Genomic DNA, 19,032 nt, shown 5'->3' with positions numbered 1-19,032 from the left:
AAAGCGCCCGCCCCCGAACCGTAGGTCAGGGAGCAGGCGCCATCAAACTGAAAGTGTTTGTCCACATAATGGACGGAGATTGCAGGGCCGGCCAGGAGCGGCCGTCCCGTCCCGGAGAACCCGGGACGGCAGGTTAGACGACGCCGTAGAGGCGGTCGCCGGCGTCGCCCAGGCCGGGAACAATGTAGGCCTTCTCATCGAGTCGCTCATCGATGGAGGCCAGCACCACGGTGACGTTGGCGTCCTGGAGTTCCTCCTGAAGCACGGAGAGGCCCTCCGGGGCGGCCAGCAGGCAGATGCAGATCACTTCTGCGGCACCGCGGTTGAACATGAACTTGATCGCTTCGCGCAGGGTGCCGCCGGTGGCCAGCATCGGATCCAGCACGTAGACCTGGCGGCCGGTGAGGTCATCCGGCAGCCGCTCGGCGTACGTGATGGCTTCGAGGGTCTCTTCGTTGCGGGCCATGCCGAGGAAACCAACCTCGGCGGTGGGCACTAGGCGGGTCATGCCTTCGAGCATGCCCAGTCCGGCACGCAGGATCGGCACCACCAGCGGGGTGGGCTTAACCAGTCCGGTGCCGATGGCGGAGGTGACAGGGGTCTCGATGGGGACCGGCTCCACGCGGACGGTCCGGGTGGCTTCATAGGCCAGCAGGGTAACCAGTTCTTCGGTCAGCTGACGGAAGATCGGTGACGGGGTGTCCTTGTCGCGGAGAACGGTGAGTTTGTGGGCAACGAGGGGGTGATCCACTACAAGTACGCGCATACTTCAAAACTACCATTCCGGCCCTGCCCTTACCGCGTTGCCCTTACCGCGTTCGCCCGCAGGCGCGCGGATGCGGGACGATGGGAGCATGGAGTCCCTTTCCCGCAGGCACGAGGCCTGGATGGATCTTGCCCTGGACCAGGCCCGGCTGGCACTGGACACTTCGGACGTGCCGATCGGCGCCGTCGTACTGGGGCCGGACGGCGAGGTGCTGGGCACCGGGCGAAACGAACGCGAGGCGACCGGGGACCCGACGGCGCACGCGGAGGTCCTGGCCATCCGCGACGCCGCGGCGAAGGTGGGCGAGTGGCGGCTGGCCGGCTGCACCCTGGTGGTGACCCTGGAGCCGTGTGCCATGTGCGCCGGGGCGATTGTCCTTGCCCGGGTGCCGAAGGTGGTCTTCGGGGCCTGGGATGAGAAGGCGGGGGCCTCCGGTTCCGTGTTCGACATCCTGCGCGAACGTCGCCTGAATCACTGGGTGGAGGTCTTCCCGGGCGTCCGCGAGGAGGAAGCGGCGCGGCTGCTGCGGGACTTCTTCGGCTCCAAGCGAAACGTCTGAGCCGCCGTTCCGTCTGCCTGCGTTTATACGTAGGCTTACTAAATCCGGAACGCGACAAGCAAAGGAGTTTCCGCAATGGCATCAGAGCAGGACGGACGAGACATTGTTGTCAGCATCCTCGAGAAGGCCAAGATCGCCACGGTGACCACCGTGGACCTGCAGGGAAACTTGGTCAGCCGGCCGCTGCAACTGCAGGAGGCGGACAAGGACGGGAACCTGTGGTTCTTCACCCCGGATCCCTCCCCCAAGGCTGATGAAGTCCGGGCGAATCCTCATGTGAACGTAGCCATCCAGGATTCCAAGGGCTTCCTGTCCATCAGCGGAACCGCCACCATGACCAGGGACGTGGAGAAGATCGACGAACTCTGGAAAACCTCGGTGGAGGGCTGGTTCGAAAAGGGCCGCGAGGATCCGGCGGTGGCGCTGCTGAAGGTGGATTCCCACACGGCCGAATACTGGGCCTCGGACGAACCGAAGATCGCCAGCATGTTCAAGATCGGCAAGGCTGCGGTGACCGGCGGGACGCCCAACGTCGGCAAGAACGACGTCGTCGACCTCTAGTTCCGGCGGCTTCGGCGGCGGCGGCAGGGCCGCTTTTGGGTGTTGGGCCTCTAACCCGGTAAGGTTGTCGCGTTGGTGACGTGTCCGAGCGGCCGAAGGTGCAACACTCGAAATGTTGTTTGGTGTAAAAGCCAACGTGGGTTCAAATCCCACCGTCACCGCCAATGAAAACCCCGTAGATCTTCGGATCTGCGGGGTTTTCTTTTTATCTGGACCGGCTCGACTCAGAAGCTGTGCGCCTAATACTCCTTGTCCGGAGTCAAGAAGCTCGCTAGCCTCGGTCCGGTGAAGCTTCAGAGCGCCGCAGCCTGGCCGTCCCGCCACACCATCAGCAGGTTTATCAGGGTGGTCCTGGTCTGCGGCATGATCCTTCTGGCCGGGGGCCTGATTGCCGCAGCCGGCGCACGTATGGACCCTGCACCGCTCGCGGCCCTGACGGGCGGCGCGGTCTGTGTTGCGGGGATCTCGGGAATTGTGTTTCAGGGTATGGGCAGGTGGGACCGCGATCCCGGGTACTTGCTCACACGGAAGACACTTGCCACCATCTTCATTCTCAGCGCTGCCGGAATGGCGCTGTTGTTCTGGTCCAGCATTCTCTGACATGGTGCCCTCGAAACGACTCCATACAAATGCAGAGGCCCGGACACCGGCGTGGATTCCACGCCCGGTATCCGGGCCTCTCTGTTGCGGGCAGTTACTCCCGGTTCACAGACTTACTCGCGGTGGAGTTTGTCCTGAACCGTGCCGGCAACCTTCTCCACTACGTTAGGGATGTCGGTGGTGCCGTAGTAGCGCGCATCCGGGCGGGTGACGTCCGGCATGGGGGCCGTCGTCGTCGGGCCCTCGTGGTAGCTGAACTCGCCCTTGCCGTCCGGGGTGGGGCCGGAAGCCCACGAGCCCTCGGAGGCGTGCTTGCCGTCGGAGAAGTTCAAGTACTGGTAGGACACTTCGCGCTCTTCCTTCTTGATCGGGAAGTTGCTCGGGACCGGCAGGAGCTCGTAGCCCTCTTCCTGCAGTTCCTTCGCAGCAGCGGTCCACATGTTCTGGTGCATGGTGTCGCGGGCCAGCAGGAAGGAGAGCAGGTCCCGGACGCCCTTGTCATCGGTCATGTGGTAGAGGCGGGCGACGGCGAGGCGTCCCTGCATCTCCGCATTGGCGTTGGACGTGAAGTCGGCCAGCAGGTTGCCGGAAGCAGTTACGTAAGCGGCGGTCCACGGGTTGCCGTTGCTATCCACGGGACGGGCGCCGGCACCGGCCACAATGGCGTGCTGGACATCCATGCCGCCAACAACGGCTGCAATGGTGGGGTCCGACTGGACTGCGTCGTCGGTAATTCCCAGCGGAGCCTTTTCCAGCAGCTGGGCAATCATGATGGCCAGCATCTCGACGTGGCCCATTTCTTCGGCGGCAATGCCGTAAAGAAGATCCCGGTATTTGCCGGGAAGGTGCGAGTTCCATGACTGGAACCCGTACTGCATGGCTACGGTAATTTCACCGTACTGGCCACCGAGCACTTCCTGGAGCTTGCGTGCGTAGACGGCATCCGGCTTATCCGGTGTTGCCTTGAACTGAAGTTCCTGTTTGTGAAAGAACACTATTCACCTCCGCATATCTGGCCCGCATCGAATGGTCGCCGCTTTGCCGACACCGCGCGCCTGTAGCTAGAACCTAGCCCAGAAGATAACTAATAAGCAAACTTATTATCTCCAAATAAGCACTGATGAGCAGCCGCCTTTGTAGGATGAAGCATGGACAACAACGGATCACAGCCCACACTCACCCAGCTCCGCAACCGCCAGACCGAGCTGGTGCTGGCCCTGGCCAACGAAACCCGGTCCGACCGGCTGCAGCAGTACAGCGACGAACTCGAGTTCCTGGTCAAGCACATCCAGGAACGCGAGGAAGCCGAAGCGGCCGGAACCGCCACAGCACCCCAGCAGACCGCTCCTGCCGAAGAGCGCGCAGCAGATGCGCAGGGCGCAGGCGTCGGACAGCGGGAAGACGGCGTCGTGATCGAGCCCGGTTCGAATCTGGCGGACGACATCGACCGCGACAACCGCTAAGCGGCCCGCCGGTACGCTAAGCCGCTAGCCCTCCCAGAACCGCCGGACGTCGTCGGCGATCTCCTTTGCCTGCCGCCGGCCGGCGGCCAGGGAGGGCTTGCGTGTCGAATCAAGCAGCATGTTGGTGCCGAAGGCCTGCAGGGCCTGCGCATCCGCTTCGATCAGGAACGACGCACCTTCCTTATTAATGGTTTTCAATGCCTGCGGCAGCGTCGGTCCGAACGGACTCTGCGGCGCCTCGAGCCCGCAGGAAATCACCAGGACCTTCCCATGCCCGGCCGCGACGTCGGCGTTGGTCCCCGAACGCATCCCGCCGTCCATGTACACGTGGCCGTTGATGTGCACCGGCGGCCACACAGTAGGCACCGTGCAGCTGGCCGTCACCGCCAGGCCCAGATCCACGCCCGAGCTGCCGTCAAAGACCTTGAACCGGCCGTCCTCGGCATCCACGGCGGTGACGCCCAGGGCCTTTTCCGGCCACACCGGATACGGAACCAGCATCCGGATGCTGCTCACCCAGGCTTCCTCGGTCAGCTGGGTATCGGCCTTCAGCGCCAGTTGCCCCAGCCGGGTTCGGGCCGCTTTTTCCCCGCCGCCGCCCTGCCCGACCGCGCCCATGATGTTCATGAACCGTTCGCCGTCGAACGAGTCCGGCTCCTGGTAATCCGGCGCACTGGCCCCGTCCTCCGCGGTTTCCTGCGCTGCCACGGCGGCCGGCACCTGACCGAACCGCAGCGCGGTGCCCACCACGGAACCGGCGGAGGTTCCCACCACCAGGTCCGCCTCATTCAGATCCACCCCCAGGTCCAGCAGCTCCGCCAGCAATCCGATTTCCCAGGCAATACCGGCCACTCCGCCGCCGCCCAGCACCACAGCACGCGTTGAACGCATGGTTGTTCCTCCCTGGCTTCCGCCGTTAAAGACAAGCCGGAGAGGTCCGGCCTCTCCTTGTTGGGCAGTGTAAGCCCGATCTTCCGTCGCCGGGACATACCGGCGGTAGGTTGTACCGGTTCGCTCCGGGGCAGGGTTCCGGGCTTGAATGGTTCCATGGCATTGAGAGTTTTGATGGTGGGCCGCAAGCACGAGGACTGGGTGGTTGACGGGATCCGCCGGTATGAAAAGCGGCTGAAGAAGCCCTTTGACCTGACCTGGGTGCCCATTCCGCATTCCGCCCGGGAAGGGGACGCCGCCCGCAAGGAAGAGTCCGAGCGGCTGCTGGGCAAGGTTGGTTCGGACTACGTGGTCCTGCTGGATGAACGCGGCAAGGCCATCACGTCCCCTGCCCTGGCAAAGACCCTGCAGAAACCGCTGGATTCCTCCCGCAACGTCACCCTGATCATCGGCGGGGCGTACGGCGTGGACCAGAGCGTGCATGACCGCGCCGACTTTGTGTGGTCCCTCTCCCCGCTGGTCTTCCCGCACCAGCTGGTCCGGCTGATCCTGGCCGAACAGGTATACCGGGCCCAGGAGATTGCCGGCGGCCGCCCCTACCACCACGAGTAGGCTCCCCCTCCCTGCACCGGATGGTCAACCGGGCCGGTCAACCGGGCCGGTCAAGCGCGCACGGTAAAGTGGGAGCAGTTTTTCAGCAGTCCGGCAGGCCCTGCGCCGCGGCCGGCGGGACCGGAAAGGGAGCCATGCCCCAGCGCACTGACCCCTTTCGCATGCTGCGTGCCGCCGCGGCCACCGCTGTAATCCTGGCCCTGGCCGTCGGTGCGCACACGGCCGGCGGAGGGACCCTCCCGGCCCCGGTCCTCCTGCTGGCCCTCGGCGCCTTCACTCTGGCCGGCGTCACCATCACCACGGGGCGGCGGTTCCGTCCCGGCCGCCTGTTCCTGGTGCTCGGTTCCGCCCAACTCGGCCTGCATCACGCCCTTGCCGTCCTGTCACCGGCCGCTCCGGTGTCCTGCGCGCCCGGCGCCGCCGCTGGCCACAGCGGCATGGCCAGCCACCACGCAACGGCGCTGGAGTGCCTGCCGGCCGCCCTTCCGGCCGCTGCTGGACACGGCCTGCACGACGCCGGCCCCGCACTGTTCCTGGCGCACCTCGCCGCCGTGGTCCTCAGCACGCTGGCGCTGGCCCGCGGCGAGGACGCACTGCACGCCGCGGCGGCCTGGCTGCGCCCCCTGTTCACGGCGCCGTCACCCGTTTCTTTCCCGACCGCCCGACCCGCAGCCATTTCCGCTCCGGCTCCCGGCCGGGTCCGGTCCCGGCACTGCCCCTCACGGCCGGTGCGCGGACCGCCGTCGTACGCGTTGGCCTAATCCCTTTTTCTTCTTCCGTGCCGCCCCGCGGCCCCCGGCGCCTGCGCGCCATTGAAAGGTTTTCCCATGCGTACCTCCACTTCTGCCCTCCTCGCTGCCGGCGGCACTGCCGCCCTGATGGCCCTTGGCCTGGGCCCGGCTGCCGCCCACGTCCACATCACCCCGGACACCACCGCTGCCGGCGAGACGGCGCTGCTGACGTTCGACCTCTCGCACGGCTGCGAAGGCTCCCCCACCACGGCCCTGACCTTCACGCTGCCCGATGAGCTGACCGATGCCACCCCCACCGCCCACGCAGGCTGGGACGTCAAGAAGGTCACCGAGGAACTGCCCGAACCGCGCACCCTGCCCAACGGGTCGCAGGTCAGTTCCCGGACCAGCGCCATTGTGTACACCGCCCAGCAGCCGCTCGCCGACGGCGTCCGGGACACCTTCACGCTCAGCGTCACCCTGCCCGAGGAAGAGGGCACCACACTGGCGTTCCCCGTGCTGCAGACCTGCGCGGAAGGCCAAACAGATTGGGCGCAGGTGCCGGCCGAGGGCCAGACCGCCCACGACCTGGACTCCCCCGCCCCGGCCCTCACCGTCACCGAGGCCGATGACGACGACGACCACGGCGACCACGGCGACGGGCACAACCCGGGCGCACCGGCGTCGTCGACGGACCGGGACGATGATGACGGCGACGTCGAAGCCGCGCAGACCGCAGGCTACGTGGGTCTGGGTGCCGGCCTGCTCGGCCTGGCCGCCGGCGTCACTGCACTGGTCCGTACCCGGGGCCGCAGCAAGGCCTAGCGCACTGAATTCCAGGGTTTGCTCACAGCGATGCCCGTCCCAGCACTGAGCAGGGACGGGTATCGCTGTTACTTGCGGTCCAGACCTTCATCTATGCCGCGGAGGTCCAGCACGAAACGGTAGCGGACATCGTTCCGCGCCAGCCTCTCCAAGGCGAGGTCCGCCTCCTTCCACGGAAGGGTCTCAACGTCGGCAACAATGCCGTGCCGGGCACAGAAGTCCAATAACTCACGTGTGCGCCGGTGTCCCCCGCTCCCCGCCGAAGCCAACCGCTTCCGCCCGATCAGTAGATCCGTAGTGGCCAGGGTGAACGAGCCGAGATAGCCGAGGGAGTACAGGATGCCGTCGAGGTCCAGCGTCCTCAGGTACGGAACCAGGTCATGCTCAACAGCCACCGTATCCAGGACGACGTCGAGAGTGCCCCGGCTCTCCTGCATGGCCCGCGCATCGGTTGAAACTATTACCTTCCCGGCACCCAGGGCCCGGGCATCTGCAGCCTTGGCCGGGGTGGTGGTAAAGACCGTAACCTCTGCTCCAAGCGCCCGGCCCAGCCGCACGGCGAGGTGCCCGAGGCCGCCCAGTCCGACGACACCGAGTCTGGTACCGGGCCCAACACCGGCTGCCCGAAGCGGCTCCCACACGGTCACCCCGGCGCACATCAGCGGTGCGGCACCGGCTGGATCAAGTCCGTCGGGCAGCGCATAAACGAAGTTTTCCCGGGCCACGTACCGCCCGGCGTACGCGCCCGCGGTTGTGCTCCCGTCCACGCGGTCCTGCCCGCCGTACGTCAAAGTCGGAAATTCCTCGCAGAAGTTCTCCTGCCCGGCCCGGCACATCCTGCAGGCCCCGCAGGAGTCAACGATATTGCCTACTGCCACCGTGTCCCCCGGTGCGAACCGCGTCACGGCGGGACCGACCGCTGCTACTTCCCCGATGAACTCGTGTCCCGGCACCAGCGGATAGGTGCCCCCGGCACCCGCGTGCAGGGCGTGAAGGTCTGAATGGCAGACCCCGCAGAAGGTAATCCGGATGTCTACATCGTCGTCGCGCAAGGGACGGCGCCGGATAACAGCCGTCTGCAAAGGACCGCCGGGAGTAAATGCCTGAAGGGCTATGGTTTCCATTCCCGCCACACTACCTACTAGTTGGTAGTAAAGATATACTCTTCCCATGCCAAACGCTGAGGAAACCCGCCGCCGCATCCTCCATGCAGCAACCGAGGAATTTGCTGTCCGGGGCATCGCCGGAGCCAGGGTAGACCGGATCGCCGCCGCATCCGGGGCTAGCAAGCCCATGCTGTACGCCTATTTCGGCTCCAAGGAGCAACTGTTCGAGGCAGTATTCACCTCGCACGTGCTAGCCAACAGCAACCGGGTTCCGTTTACTGCGCATGACCTTGCCGGCTATGCGGTGCGCTTGTATGACGACTATGTCGCAGATCCGGCGCTTGTCCGGCTGATTGCCTGGAAGCGCCTCGAACGTGAATCCGCGGGCTATCTATACCCCGGACTGCAGGAGAATGATGCGGCACACCTGCGCGACATCGAGCAAGAGCAACGAACGGGGGGAATCCGTTCGGATATCGAGGTGGAGGATGTCTGGTCGCTCCTGATTTCAATGGCCTCCACTTGGGCTCAGGCTTCAATCACCGCTGTCGCCGGCGGAGGGGATCCCGCCCACGTCCATCAGAGGCGCCGGGCAGCGCTGGCCGCCGTGGTGAAATCCGGCCTGTGCGTTCCGTAATCGTCAGCGCGGGCCGCCCGACGGCCGCGTATGCCCGTAACGGTTATGCGTCTTTCCGCCCCGCCCAGCGGGGCGGATTGACGCGCCCCGGCCGCAGGGACAGGGTGAGAGCATGAACAGCCGAAACGCCGCCTCCCGTCCCGCCTCCGCCTCCCGCCGGGCACTGTCCCTCCTGGCCCTGCTGGCCCTTTCCGGCTCCGCGCTGGCCGGCTGCGGATCCCGGGATGACGACGGCGGCGGCGACGCGGCGTCGTCGTCCTCACCCTCTGCAAGCGCGACACCGACTGTTGGCGCCACGCCCGCTCCGGCAACCTCTCCTGCCGGCACCGGCGGGGCGGCTGCGACGGGACCGGCGCTGTGCACCGCTGACATGCTCAGCGGAACGGTGGAAGACATCCCCGGCGGCGCGTCTGCCGGCGGGGTGGCACGTGCCCTGGTGCTGACCAATACGTCCGGCGGGGGCGCCTGCACCATGATGGGTTACCCCGGCGTCTCCTACCTGGATGCTGCGGGCCAGCAGGTCGGGGCTGCCGCCGGGCGGGTCGATGATGTTGCCACGGCCCCCGTGACGCTGGAGCCCGGCCAGTCCGCCGCTGCGGAACTGCGCGAAACCGTGGCCCAGAAATACGGTGAATGCCAGGTACAGGACACCGCTTCCCTGCTGGTGTACCCGCCGGAGGACACCACGTCCCTGACCGTCGCCTACCCCTCCACGGGGTGCCTGAACGGTGACATTGAACTGCTGCAGGTAGGCGCACTGCAGGCCCGCTGATATTCGGCCTGCAGCCAAACCTGGCCGGCTGCGGGAAAACTGTCAGCGGTGTGGGGAAGAATAGTGGCATGACATCGGCGTCCTCGGTGCAGGCCCTTTCCCGGCAGGCCCGGTCCGTGCTCGGCAAATTCACCCCCGCCACCCGGGAATGGTTTGAGGGTGCCTTCGCTGCGCCCACCCCCGCCCAGCTGGGCGCCTGGGATGCGGTCAGCGAAGGCGCCAATGCCCTGGTGGTAGCCCCCACCGGCTCCGGAAAGACGCTGGCCGCTTTCCTGTGGGCGCTCGACAGCTTCATTGCCGCTGCCGCGCAGACCACGCCGGCGGATCCCACTCTGGACATTCCCCTGCCTGCGGCCGGAAAGGCGTCCGGCTCCCGGCGCGCCAAGGAACCGAAACGCAAAACAAAGGTCCTGTACATTTCCCCGTTGAAGGCCCTGGGCGTGGACGTGGAACGAAACCTGCGTTCCCCGCTGATCGGCATCACGCAGACCGCCAAGCGGCTGGGCCTGCCCGCGCCGTCCATCACTGTGGGCGTCCGCTCCGGCGACACCCCGCAGAATGAGCGCCGCGCGCTGCTGACCCGGCCGCCGGACATCCTCATCACCACCCCTGAATCCCTCTTCCTGATGCTCACCTCCCAGGCCCGGGAAACCCTGGCCGAGGTGGAAACCGTCATTGTGGACGAGGTCCACGCCGTGGCCGGCACCAAGCGCGGCGCACACCTGGCCGTGACCCTGGCCCGGCTGGACGCCATGCTTGAAAAGCCCGTGCAGCGGATCGGGCTCTCCGCCACCGTGGAACCGCACGAAACCGTGGCCCGCTTCCTGGGCGGCAACGCGCCGGTGCGGATTGTGGCGCCCGAATCCAAGAAGAACTGGAACCTCACCGTCACCGTCCCGGTGGAGGACATGACGGACCTCGGCGGGGCTCCGGCCGCCGAAGACACCGCGGAGGGCGGCTACGCCCCGCAGGCGAGCATCTGGCCGCATGTGGAGGAGAAGATTGTCGACCTCATTGAGGCCAACCGCTCCACCATCGTCTTCGCCAACTCCCGGCGCCTCGCCGAACGGCTGACCGCCCGGCTCAACGAGATCCATGCCTTCCGGCTCGAAGCGGCAACCGCGGCCACCGGGACCGACGACGCCGCGCCGGTGCCGGCCGTCGGACCCGGGACATCCCGCCCGCCGGCCCAGATCATGGCGCAGGCCGGAGTGTCCGTGCTGCGCCGCGCAGACCTGGCGGTGGAGGACGACACTCCCCTGCTCGCCCGCGCCCACCACGGCTCCGTGTCCAAGGATCAGCGCGCCCTGATTGAAGATGACCTAAAATCCGGCCGGCTGCGCTGCGTGGTGGCCACCAGTTCCCTGGAACTGGGCATCGACATGGGTGCGGTGGACCTGGTGGTGCAGGTCGAGTCCCCGCCCTCGGTGGCCAGCGGGCTGCAGCGGGTGGGCCGTGCCGGGCACCAGGTCGGGGAAATTTCCCAGGGCGTGATGTTCCCCAAGCACCGCGGTGACCTGCTCAATTCCGCTGTCACCGCCGAACGGATGCTGGCCGGGCAGATCGAACCGCTGTCCATTCCGGCCAATCCGCTGGACATCCTCGCCCAGCAGACCGTGGCCGCCGCCGCCCTGGGCTCCATCGACGTGGAGGAATGGTTCGACGTCGTCCGCAATTCGGCACCGTTTGCCGGCCTGCCGCGCTCTGCGTTCGATGCCACCCTGGACCTGCTCTCCGGCCGCTACCCGTCGGACGAATTCGCCGAACTGCGCCCGCGGATCGTCTGGGACCGCACCGAGGGGACCATCACCGGGCGGCCCGGAGCCCAGCGCCTGGCCGTGACCTCCGGCGGCACCATCCCGGACCGCGGACTCTTCGGCGTCTACCTGGTGGGCGATTCCGAGGGCAAGAACAGCCGCCGGGTCGGCGAACTCGACGAGGAAATGGTCTACGAATCCCGGGTGGGGGACATCTTCGCCCTGGGCGCCACCAGCTGGCGGATCGAAGACATCACCCATGACCGGGTCCTGGTCTCCCCCGCCTTCGGCCAGCCGGGCAAACTGCCGTTCTGGCGCGGGGACTCCCTGGGCCGGCCGGTGGAACTGGGCCGGGCACTGGGCGCGTTTGTGCGCGAGATGGCCGGCTCCGACGACGACGCCGCCCGCGAACGGCTGGCCGCCGTCGGACTGGACGAGTGGGCGGCCGGGAACCTCATCACCTATCTGCGCGAGCAGCAGCAGGCCACCGATGTGGTCCCCAATGACAAGTCCCTGGTGGTGGAACGCTTCCACGATGAACTCGGCGACTGGCGGGTCGTCCTCCACAGCCCCTACGGCATGCCGGTCCACGCGCCCTGGGCGCTGGCCGTGGGCGCGCGGCTGCACGCCCGCTACGGACTGGACGGCTCCGCGATGGCCTCCGACGACGGCATTGTGCTGCGGGTGCCGCTGATGGAAGACGAACCGCCCGGCGCCGAACTGTTCCTGTTCGACCCAGAGGAACTGGACTCCATCGTTACCGCCGAGGTGGGCGGCTCCGCCCTGTTCGCCTCCCGCTTCCGCGAATGCGCGGCCCGCGCCCTGCTGCTGCCGCGGCAGAACCCCTCCAAGCGCACCCCGCTGTGGCAGCAGCGGCAGCGCTCGGCGCAGCTGCTGGATGTCGCCAAAAAGTACCCTACGTTCCCCATCGTGCTCGAAACGGTGCGCGAATGCCTGCAGGATGTCTACGATCTGCCGGCTTTGAAGGACATTGCGTCCGGCATCGAGCGCCGCGAGATCCGCCTGGTGGAAACCACCACGCCCTCGCCGTCGCCGTTCGCCCGCTCGCTGCTGTTCGGCTACGTGGGGGCCTTCCTCTACGAGGGTGATTCCCCGCTGGCCGAACGGCGGGCCGCGGCCCTGTCGCTGGACCCCACGCTGCTCAATGAACTGCTGGGCCGGGCCGAACTGCGCGAGCTGCTGGATGCACGGATCATCAGCCGCATCGAGCAGGAGCTGCAGCGCCTGGCACCGGACCGGAAGGTCCGCGGGCTCGAAGGCGTGGCCGATCTGCTGCGCCTGCTCGGCCCGCTCTCCGTCCCCGAGGTCGCCGCAAGGCTGCAGCCGGCCGAACCCGCACCGGAGGGCACCGCACCGGAACCAGCATCCCAGGACTACGCGGAAGAGCTGCTGGACCAGCTGGTCCGCGCCAACCGCGCGCTGCGGATCGGTATGGCCGGCACCGCCCGCTACGCCGCCATCGAAGACGCCGCCCGGCTCCGCGACGCCCTGGGCGTCCCGCTGCCCATGGGTGTGCCGCTGGCCTTCATCGAGCCGGTGGCCGATCCGCTCGGTGACCTGGTGGGCCGCTACGCCCGCACGCACGGGCCCTTCACCGCGGCGGAGGCGGCGGCCCGGCTGGGACTGGGCGTCGCCGTCGTCACCGGCACCCTGCAGCGCCTGGCCGGTGAAGGCCGGGTGGCCGAGGGCGAGTTCCGCCCCGCGGAAACCCTGCTGCTGGACGCGAACGACGGCGTGGACTCCACTCCCCCGGTCACCGTCACAGTGCCCGGCGCGCCCGGCGGCACCGAATGGTGTGACGTGGAGGTGCTGCGGCGGCTGCGGCGCAGCTCGCTGGCGGCGCTGCGCTCCGAAGTGGAACCGGTGGACCCGGCCACCTACGGACGGTTCCTGCCGGCCTGGCAGAACGTGGGTTCCGGGCTGCGCGGGCTCGACGGCGTGGCCACCGTTATTGACCAGCTCTCCGGGGTGCCCATCCCGGCGTCGGCGTGGGAACCGCTGATCCTGGGCTCCCGGGTGCGGGACTATGCGCCGGCCATGCTGGATGAACTGACCGCCACCGGCGAAGTGATCTGGTCCGGCAGCGGCTCCCTGCCCGGCAACGACGGCTGGATTTCCCTGCACTTGGCCGAAAACGCTCCCCTGACTCTTGCCCCGTCCCCGGACTTCGAGCCGGGCGCCCTGCACCTGCGGCTGCTGGAGGTCTTGGGCAACGGCGGCGCGTATTTCTTCCGCCAGCTCAGCGACGGCCTGGCCGGAAACGGTCCCGCGGAAACCGATGCCAATGTGGTGTCCGCGCTGTGGGAGCTGGTCTGGGCCGGACGGATCAGCAACGACACCTTCACCCCGGTGCGCTCCCTGCTCTCCGGAGGGAAAACAGCGCACAAGCAGCGGGCCGCTACCCCGCGCGCCCGTACCGCCCGGATGGGTCGGCTGGGCCGGGCGCCGGGCGCTTCATTGACCGGCAACTCCCTGCGGCTGGCCGGCGGCGGCACCGCGGCCGCCACGCTGCGCAACGCCCCGCCCATGGTGGCGGGTCGGTGGAGCATGCTGCCGGCGGTGGAAACCGACACTACCCTGCACGCCCATGCCACGGCGGAGCTGATGCTGGACCGCTACGGTGTGGTCACCCGCGGCTCCGTTGCCAGCGAGGGTACGGCCGGCGGCTTCGCCCTGCTCTACCGGGTGCTGGCCCGGCTGGAGGAGATGGGCCGCTGCCGGCGCGGCTACTTCATTGAACAGCTCGGGGCCGCGCAGTTTGCGGTCCCGGCCACGGTGGACCGGCTGCGCTCCTTCTCCGAAGACGCGCAGCTGAAGCAGCCCGAGCCCACCGCCGTCGCCCTGGCCGCCACCGACCCCGCCAACCCCTACGGCGCGGCCCTGCCCTGGCCGGCTCTGGAGGGCGGGCACCGGCCCGGCCGGAAGGCCGGCGCGCTGGTGGTCCTGGTCGACGGGGACCTGGCGCTGTACGCCGAGCGCGGCGGCAAGACCCTGCTGACCTTCACGGAGGATCCGGCGGTGCTGGAACTATCCGCCGCCGCCCTGGTCCGGATTATCCGGCGCGGCGCTGCGGAGAAAATGGCCATTGAGAAGGTCAACGGCGCCGACATCCTGGACACCGAGGCCGCCCGGGCGCTGACCGCCGCCGGTTTTTACACCACCCCCAAAGGCCTGCGGTACCGTGTCTGAGATGTGCGGCACCGTCCGCGGCGAACGGAGGGGACGTGCCTGAGGGCGATACCATCTGGCGGGCAGCCCGGGACCTCAACGCCGTTTTGGCCGGCCAGGAGCTGACCCGTTGCGATATTCGCGTGCCGAAATTCGCCACCACGGACTTCACCGGCGACACGGTGCAGGACGTGGTGTCCCGCGGCAAGCACCTGCTGATCCGCGGCGGCGATCCGGTGGATGGCTGGATCCTGCATTCGCACCTGAAAATGGAAGGGCTCTGGCACGTCTACGCCCGAGGCGAGAAGTGGCGGCGTCCGGCCTTCAAGGCGCGCGCCGTCCTGGAAACCGCCACGCACCAGGTGGTCGGGTTCGACCTCGGTTTCCTGCGGGTGCTGGCCCGCAAGGATGAGGAGGACGCCGTCGGCTACCTCGGTCCCGATCTGCTGGGTCCGGACTGGGACGCTCAGGAGGCGCTGCGCCGGCTGCGGGCCGAGCCGGAGCGGCCCATCGGCCTGGCGCTGCTGGACCAGCGCATCATGGCCGGGATCGGCAACATTTACCGGTGCGAACTGTGTTTCCTGGCCGGCGTCCACCCGCTGACCCCGGTCTCCGACGTGCCGGACCTGCCGCGGCTGGTGGACCTGTCCAAGCGGCTTCTAGAGGTCAATAAAGCCCGCCCCCGCCGGATCACCACCGGCGCCATGGGGCGGGACCAGCTTTGGGTGTATAACCGGGAACGGCGGGGGTGCCTGCGCTGCGGCACCAAGGTGGCCCACGAACTGCTCGGCGACAACGAACTGGAACTCCGGGACCTGTACTACTGCCCGCACTGCCAGCCGCTGCGGGGTTAGGTCTTCTACCGCAGCCGGGCGGCGGCCTGCCGGATGGCGGCACTGATGCGGCGCAGGCGTTCCGAATCGAGCTTCCAGGCCTGCCAGTACAGCTGCACATCCTCGTAGGCGCTCCCGTCCAGCAGCACCAGCGTTCCGTCGTCGAGGTCCGAACCCAACTGCAGTTCCGGCAGCATGCCCCAGCCCAGCCCCGCGCGGACCGCGGCCAGGAACGCCTCCGAAGACGGGATGGTGTGCCGCGGCGGAAGGCCGGTGACGCCGCGGGCCGCCAGGAACCGCCCCTGCAGGTCATCCTTGGAGTTAAAGCGAACCACGGGCATGGTGTCCCAGCTGACCCCGTCCGCCCCGGTGTATTGCTGCCGCAGGGCCGGCGTGGCCACCGGGAGATACCGCATGGCGCCCAGCAGCTCGGCCCTGCAGCCGTTGACCGGCACGGGATCGGCAGTGACGGCACCAATGACGTCGCCGCTGCGCAGGAGCCGGGCACTGTGGTCCTGGTCCTCTACCTGCAGTTCCAGCGTGCCGTCCGTCCACGCGGCAGCTTCGGAGAGGACCGGCCGGAACCAGGTGGCAAGTGAATCAGCGTTAACGGCCACCGGCGTCGACGTTCCGGCTCCGGCGCCTGTGGATAGTGCCGTCCGGGCCTCGGATTCCAGCAGCTGTATCTGCCGCGCCATCCGGAGCAGGACCGCCCCCGCCTCGGTCGGAGTACATGGAATGCCGCGCCGGACCATGATTTGCCCCTCCGCATTCTCCAGGGCCTTGATCCGCTGGCTGACCGCTGACGGACTGATATGGAGGCGCTCGGCAGCCGCTTCGAAGGTTCCTTCGTCCACGACGGCGGTCAGGGCCCGTAGTTGCTCGAGGTTCATGAAGCAAAGCTAATGCATCCGAAGAATAATTCGTTGGCCTGAATTCAGCGTGCTGGTTACGGTGAACATATGTGGAGCATCGCGGCAACCGGCATGGTCACCGGCCTTGGACTCATCGTGGCTATCGGCGCGCAGAACGCCTTTGTGCTGCGGCAGGGCATCCGGCGGGAACACATCGGCACGGTGGTGCTGCTGTGCGCGCTCAGTGATGCCATCCTGATCCTGGGCGGCACAGCCGGTATCGGTGCACTGGTCTCCCGGTTCCCGCAGGCACTGGATTTGCTGCGCTGGGCCGGCGCCGCCTATCTGGCCTGGTTCGGCATCCGATCCATCCGCTCGGCACTGAAGCCGTCCTCGCTCGGCGCACAGGAACCCCGTTCCCGCGGATCGGTGGTCAGCACCGCGCTGGCCCTGACCTACCTGAATCCGCACGTTTATCTGGACACGGTGGTGTTTCTGGGCAGCCTTGGCAACCAATACGGCACCAGCGGCCGCTGGATCTTCGCGGCCGGGGCAGTGGCCGGCAGCGTCCTGTGGTTTTCGGCCCTGGGCTACGGCGCCCGGTCGCTGGCGAAGTTCCTCAGCAGCCCCCGCACCTGGCAGATCCTTGACGTGTTGATCGGCATTGTGATGCTGGCGCTGGCCGTGCTCCTGCTCCTGCGCTGACATTATGTCGACGCCACCGGTGGACGCTTATCTGCGGCTGCGCACCGAGTCCGGTTTGACACCTAAGCGGCCGGACCAGGCAGCAGCGGCCCTTGCCGGCAGCTGGGCCGCGGCTCACATCGTGGAAGCCGAAACGGGACAGCCGGTGGCCATGGGACGGGTGGTCGGTGACGGCGGCTGGTATTTCCTTATCGCAGACATGGCCGTCCTGCCCGGGCACCAGCGGCAGGGCCTGGGCGACCGCGTACTCACGGCATTGCTGGAAACCATCCGCGCCGAGGCACCCGCCGGGGCATGGGTCACGCTCATGGCCGATCCTCCGGGGCGCCGCCTCTACGCCCGGCACGGATTCCGCGAAGTCGCCCCGGATTCACTGGGCATGGCCCTGACCCTGTAGCTGCGGCGAACCTGCTGCCGGCTCACGTTCCTGCTGCCCAGTCACGTTTCTGCTGCCGGTTCAAACCGGCAGCAGAAACGCAAAGCGGCAGGACAACCGAAATGTGTCGCAGCGATCCCTAGGCGGGCTACCTTCCAGCAGGGCTAGGATTATTCGAATGGACACCCCGCAGCAGGACCCCGAACGCAACGGGTACTGGTATTCGCCGGACCCGGAACACCCCCGGGCCCGGGACGTTTTGGATGCAGTGCGCAGCTACCGGGCAGCGGAAACCCGGGTCCGCCGGCACACCCAGGACTCCATGGGGATGAACGAGAATGACCTGCTGGCCATGCGCCACCTCATGCAGGCCCGGCAGTCCGGCGGGAGTCTTGGCCCGAAGGACCTGAGCCGGCTGCTGGGCATTTCCACCGCCTCCACCACGGCACTGATCGACCGGCTCGAGAAGGGCGGCTATGTGCGCCGGCGCGCCCGCCCCAATGACCGCCGGGCCTGGGAAATTGTCCCCACCGAGGTCTCCGACACAGAAGTCCGGCAGACCGTAGGCGACATGCACGGGCGGATGCTGCAGGCAGCTGCAGAACTATCCCCGGAGGAAGCCGATACCGTGATCCGGTTTATGGACCGGCTCCGGCAGGCTCTGGGCGGGACACCCGGCGAACCCGCTCCGGACGGTTCCGCCGAGGCCGCCGGTACCGCCCAGTAGCTATCCAGGTAGTCCGCACCGCCACGTGCCGCTGGACAGCTGGACACCACTCGCACGCCCATTTATGGTTAGCTCAGCTACTAGCTAGACAGGCTAACTAAAGTATCGGGGGAAGCATGGCGAGAAGCGCGCCCGGACACCTGTCCCAGGCACCGTCCCTGCCGCGGACGGATACCTCCGGATTCAGCCCCCACGTACTCATTGAGGGCCGCTTCTGCCTGGATGAGCCGATCGGCCGCGGTACGGCCGCCTATGTATGGCGGGCCACCGATCTGGCAACCCTGGACAAAGTTGCCGTGAAGATCTATTCCGCTCCGCTGGGCCACTCGCCGTCGGGCCGTGAAGCCGCACGCGAGGCCGAAGCCCTCACAGCGGTGCGCAGTCCGCGGGTAATCCAGGTGATTGCCACCGGAACCGTCGGGCATCCCGTGACCGGAGTGCAGACGCCGTTCCTGGTCCTTGAACTGGTGCCGGGACCCAACCTCCGCCAGCACCTCGCCGGGAGCGGTGCGCTGCCGCCCGCGGCCGCCGCACAGCTTGGCACCGACCTTACGGAGGGCCTGGCCGCTATCCACGCCGCGGATTATCTCCACCGCGACATCAAACCCTCGAACATCCTGCTGGCCCCCGGAACCGGCGCGAAAGTCGCCGACCTCGGCACCGCCGTCAGCACGCTCCTGCCTGCCCGCAGCGCTTCGTCCTACGGCAGCTTGCCGTACATGAGCCCGGAGCAGGTCACCGGTTCCCGGCTAACCCCCGCCACGGACATCTACTCGCTGGGCCTGGTACTGCTGGAAGCGCTGGCCGGGCGGCGGGCATTTGACCTGCCGCAGGTTGAATCCATGGTGGCCCGGACCGTCCGGGCACCGGAGATTCCGTCAACGCTGCCCGCCGGGTGGCGGTCACTCCTCACCGCTATGACCGCACTGTCCCCGCAGGAACGCCCGACGGCGGAGCAGTGCCGGCGCGCCCTGTCGGCTCTGTTTGAGGACGCCCCGGCAGGATTCCGGGACATGGACCTCAACGCCGCCTGAACCGCGGTCGCCGGCTGCGAACCGGTCATGCGGC

Annotated in this window: 20 protein-coding genes and 1 tRNA gene; 16 read left to right on the top strand and 5 right to left on the bottom strand. The window is 67.7% G+C overall.

The window, feature by feature from the left end:
* Positions 1–133: 133 nt before the first annotated feature.
* A complete protein-coding gene (gene upp, locus QNO06_RS02080) occupies positions 134–766 on the bottom strand; it encodes a uracil phosphoribosyltransferase (RefSeq protein WP_227913130.1) in 633 nt (210 codons plus the stop codon).
* 88 nt (positions 767–854) lie between these two features.
* Here upp and tadA point away from each other — a divergent pair, with 88 nt between their 5' ends.
* The 4 genes from tadA to QNO06_RS02060 all read left to right on the top strand — a co-directional run bounded on the left by tadA (position 855) and on the right by QNO06_RS02060 (position 2,486).
* Positions 855–1,325, top strand: a complete 471-nt coding sequence (tadA, locus tag QNO06_RS02075) for a tRNA adenosine(34) deaminase TadA (protein ID WP_227913129.1) — start codon at positions 855–857, stop codon at positions 1,323–1,325.
* A 75-nt stretch (positions 1,326–1,400) separates the two neighbouring features.
* Entirely contained in the window at positions 1,401–1,886 is a 486-nt protein-coding gene (locus QNO06_RS02070; RefSeq protein ID WP_227913128.1) for a pyridoxamine 5'-phosphate oxidase family protein, read from the top strand.
* Positions 1,887–1,960: 74 nt separating this feature from the next.
* A tRNA-Ser gene (locus tag QNO06_RS02065) sits at positions 1,961–2,050 on the top strand.
* 121 nt (positions 2,051–2,171) lie between these two features.
* Positions 2,172–2,486 (top strand): hypothetical protein, encoded by a 315-nt coding sequence (locus QNO06_RS02060; RefSeq protein WP_227913127.1) that lies wholly within the window; start codon positions 2,172–2,174, stop codon positions 2,484–2,486.
* Between the two features lie 113 nt (positions 2,487–2,599).
* Here QNO06_RS02060 and QNO06_RS02055 read toward each other — a convergent pair whose 3' ends face one another.
* The gene (locus QNO06_RS02055; protein WP_227913126.1) at positions 2,600–3,481 is read right to left on the bottom strand and encodes a manganese catalase; all 882 of its coding nucleotides are present in this window, start codon (positions 3,479–3,481) and stop codon (positions 2,600–2,602) included.
* 153 nt (positions 3,482–3,634) lie between these two features.
* Here QNO06_RS02055 and QNO06_RS02050 point away from each other — a divergent pair, with 153 nt between their 5' ends.
* The gene (locus QNO06_RS02050) at positions 3,635–3,949 is read left to right on the top strand and encodes a hypothetical protein (RefSeq protein ID WP_227913125.1); all 315 of its coding nucleotides are present in this window, start codon (positions 3,635–3,637) and stop codon (positions 3,947–3,949) included.
* Positions 3,950–3,973: 24 nt separating this feature from the next.
* On the opposite strand, the gene QNO06_RS02045 is transcribed toward QNO06_RS02050, so the two are convergent.
* The gene (locus QNO06_RS02045) at positions 3,974–4,840 is read right to left on the bottom strand and encodes a patatin-like phospholipase family protein (protein WP_227913124.1); all 867 of its coding nucleotides are present in this window, start codon (positions 4,838–4,840) and stop codon (positions 3,974–3,976) included.
* 156 nt (positions 4,841–4,996) lie between these two features.
* On the opposite strand from QNO06_RS02045, the gene QNO06_RS02040 reads away from it, so the two are divergent.
* The 3 genes from QNO06_RS02040 to QNO06_RS02030 all read left to right on the top strand — a co-directional run bounded on the left by QNO06_RS02040 (position 4,997) and on the right by QNO06_RS02030 (position 7,008).
* Positions 4,997–5,452, top strand: a complete 456-nt coding sequence (locus tag QNO06_RS02040) for a 23S rRNA (pseudouridine(1915)-N(3))-methyltransferase RlmH (RefSeq protein WP_227913123.1) — start codon at positions 4,997–4,999, stop codon at positions 5,450–5,452.
* A gap of 134 nt (positions 5,453–5,586) precedes the next feature.
* Positions 5,587–6,213 (top strand): hypothetical protein, encoded by a 627-nt coding sequence (locus QNO06_RS02035; protein WP_227913122.1) that lies wholly within the window; start codon positions 5,587–5,589, stop codon positions 6,211–6,213.
* A gap of 66 nt (positions 6,214–6,279) precedes the next feature.
* The gene (locus tag QNO06_RS02030; protein ID WP_227913121.1) at positions 6,280–7,008 is read left to right on the top strand and encodes a YcnI family copper-binding membrane protein; all 729 of its coding nucleotides are present in this window, start codon (positions 6,280–6,282) and stop codon (positions 7,006–7,008) included.
* A 68-nt stretch (positions 7,009–7,076) separates the two neighbouring features.
* Here the strand turns inward: QNO06_RS02030 and QNO06_RS02025 are convergent, their stop codons facing one another.
* Positions 7,077–8,132, bottom strand: coding sequence for an NAD(P)-dependent alcohol dehydrogenase (locus QNO06_RS02025; protein WP_227913120.1), 1,056 nt, complete (start codon positions 8,130–8,132; stop codon positions 7,077–7,079).
* Between the two features lie 46 nt (positions 8,133–8,178).
* Between QNO06_RS02025 and QNO06_RS02020 the strand changes: the two genes are divergently transcribed.
* The 4 genes from QNO06_RS02020 to QNO06_RS02005 all read left to right on the top strand — a co-directional run bounded on the left by QNO06_RS02020 (position 8,179) and on the right by QNO06_RS02005 (position 15,323).
* Positions 8,179–8,751, top strand: a complete 573-nt coding sequence (locus QNO06_RS02020) for a TetR/AcrR family transcriptional regulator (RefSeq protein ID WP_269437405.1) — start codon at positions 8,179–8,181, stop codon at positions 8,749–8,751.
* A 112-nt stretch (positions 8,752–8,863) separates the two neighbouring features.
* Positions 8,864–9,523: a DUF4232 domain-containing protein gene (locus QNO06_RS02015; protein WP_227913119.1), complete on the top strand. Its 660-nt coding sequence runs from the start codon at positions 8,864–8,866 to the stop codon at positions 9,521–9,523.
* A 68-nt stretch (positions 9,524–9,591) separates the two neighbouring features.
* Entirely contained in the window at positions 9,592–14,490 is a 4,899-nt protein-coding gene (locus QNO06_RS02010; RefSeq protein WP_227913118.1) for an ATP-dependent helicase, read from the top strand.
* A gap of 35 nt (positions 14,491–14,525) precedes the next feature.
* The gene (locus tag QNO06_RS02005) at positions 14,526–15,323 is read left to right on the top strand and encodes an Fpg/Nei family DNA glycosylase (protein WP_227913117.1); all 798 of its coding nucleotides are present in this window, start codon (positions 14,526–14,528) and stop codon (positions 15,321–15,323) included.
* Between the two features lie 5 nt (positions 15,324–15,328).
* On the opposite strand, the gene QNO06_RS02000 is transcribed toward QNO06_RS02005, so the two are convergent.
* Complete coding sequence (locus QNO06_RS02000; RefSeq protein WP_227913116.1) at positions 15,329–16,195, bottom strand: LysR family transcriptional regulator ArgP; 867 nt, start codon at positions 16,193–16,195, stop codon at positions 15,329–15,331.
* 69 nt (positions 16,196–16,264) lie between these two features.
* Here QNO06_RS02000 and QNO06_RS01995 point away from each other — a divergent pair, with 69 nt between their 5' ends.
* From QNO06_RS01995 to QNO06_RS01980, 4 genes are all read left to right on the top strand, one after another.
* Positions 16,265–16,861 carry a LysE/ArgO family amino acid transporter gene (locus QNO06_RS01995; RefSeq protein WP_227913115.1) on the top strand — a complete coding sequence of 199 codons (597 nt, stop codon included), beginning with the start codon at positions 16,265–16,267 and terminating at the stop codon, positions 16,859–16,861.
* A 4-nt stretch (positions 16,862–16,865) separates the two neighbouring features.
* Positions 16,866–17,258 carry a GNAT family N-acetyltransferase gene (locus QNO06_RS01990; protein ID WP_227913114.1) on the top strand — a complete coding sequence of 131 codons (393 nt, stop codon included), beginning with the start codon at positions 16,866–16,868 and terminating at the stop codon, positions 17,256–17,258.
* A gap of 157 nt (positions 17,259–17,415) precedes the next feature.
* Positions 17,416–17,964 carry a MarR family winged helix-turn-helix transcriptional regulator gene (locus tag QNO06_RS01985; RefSeq protein WP_227913113.1) on the top strand — a complete coding sequence of 183 codons (549 nt, stop codon included), beginning with the start codon at positions 17,416–17,418 and terminating at the stop codon, positions 17,962–17,964.
* Between the two features lie 116 nt (positions 17,965–18,080).
* A complete protein-coding gene (locus QNO06_RS01980; RefSeq protein ID WP_227913112.1) occupies positions 18,081–18,998 on the top strand; it encodes a serine/threonine-protein kinase in 918 nt (305 codons plus the stop codon).
* Positions 18,999–19,032: the final 34 nt, after the last annotated feature.

The organism is Arthrobacter sp. zg-Y20, assembly GCF_030142075.1.
GTDB lineage: Bacteria > Actinomycetota > Actinomycetes > Actinomycetales > Micrococcaceae > Arthrobacter_B.
The sequence above is the reverse complement of the archived record's forward strand: the minus strand, read 5'-3'. Positions and strand labels throughout refer to the sequence as shown.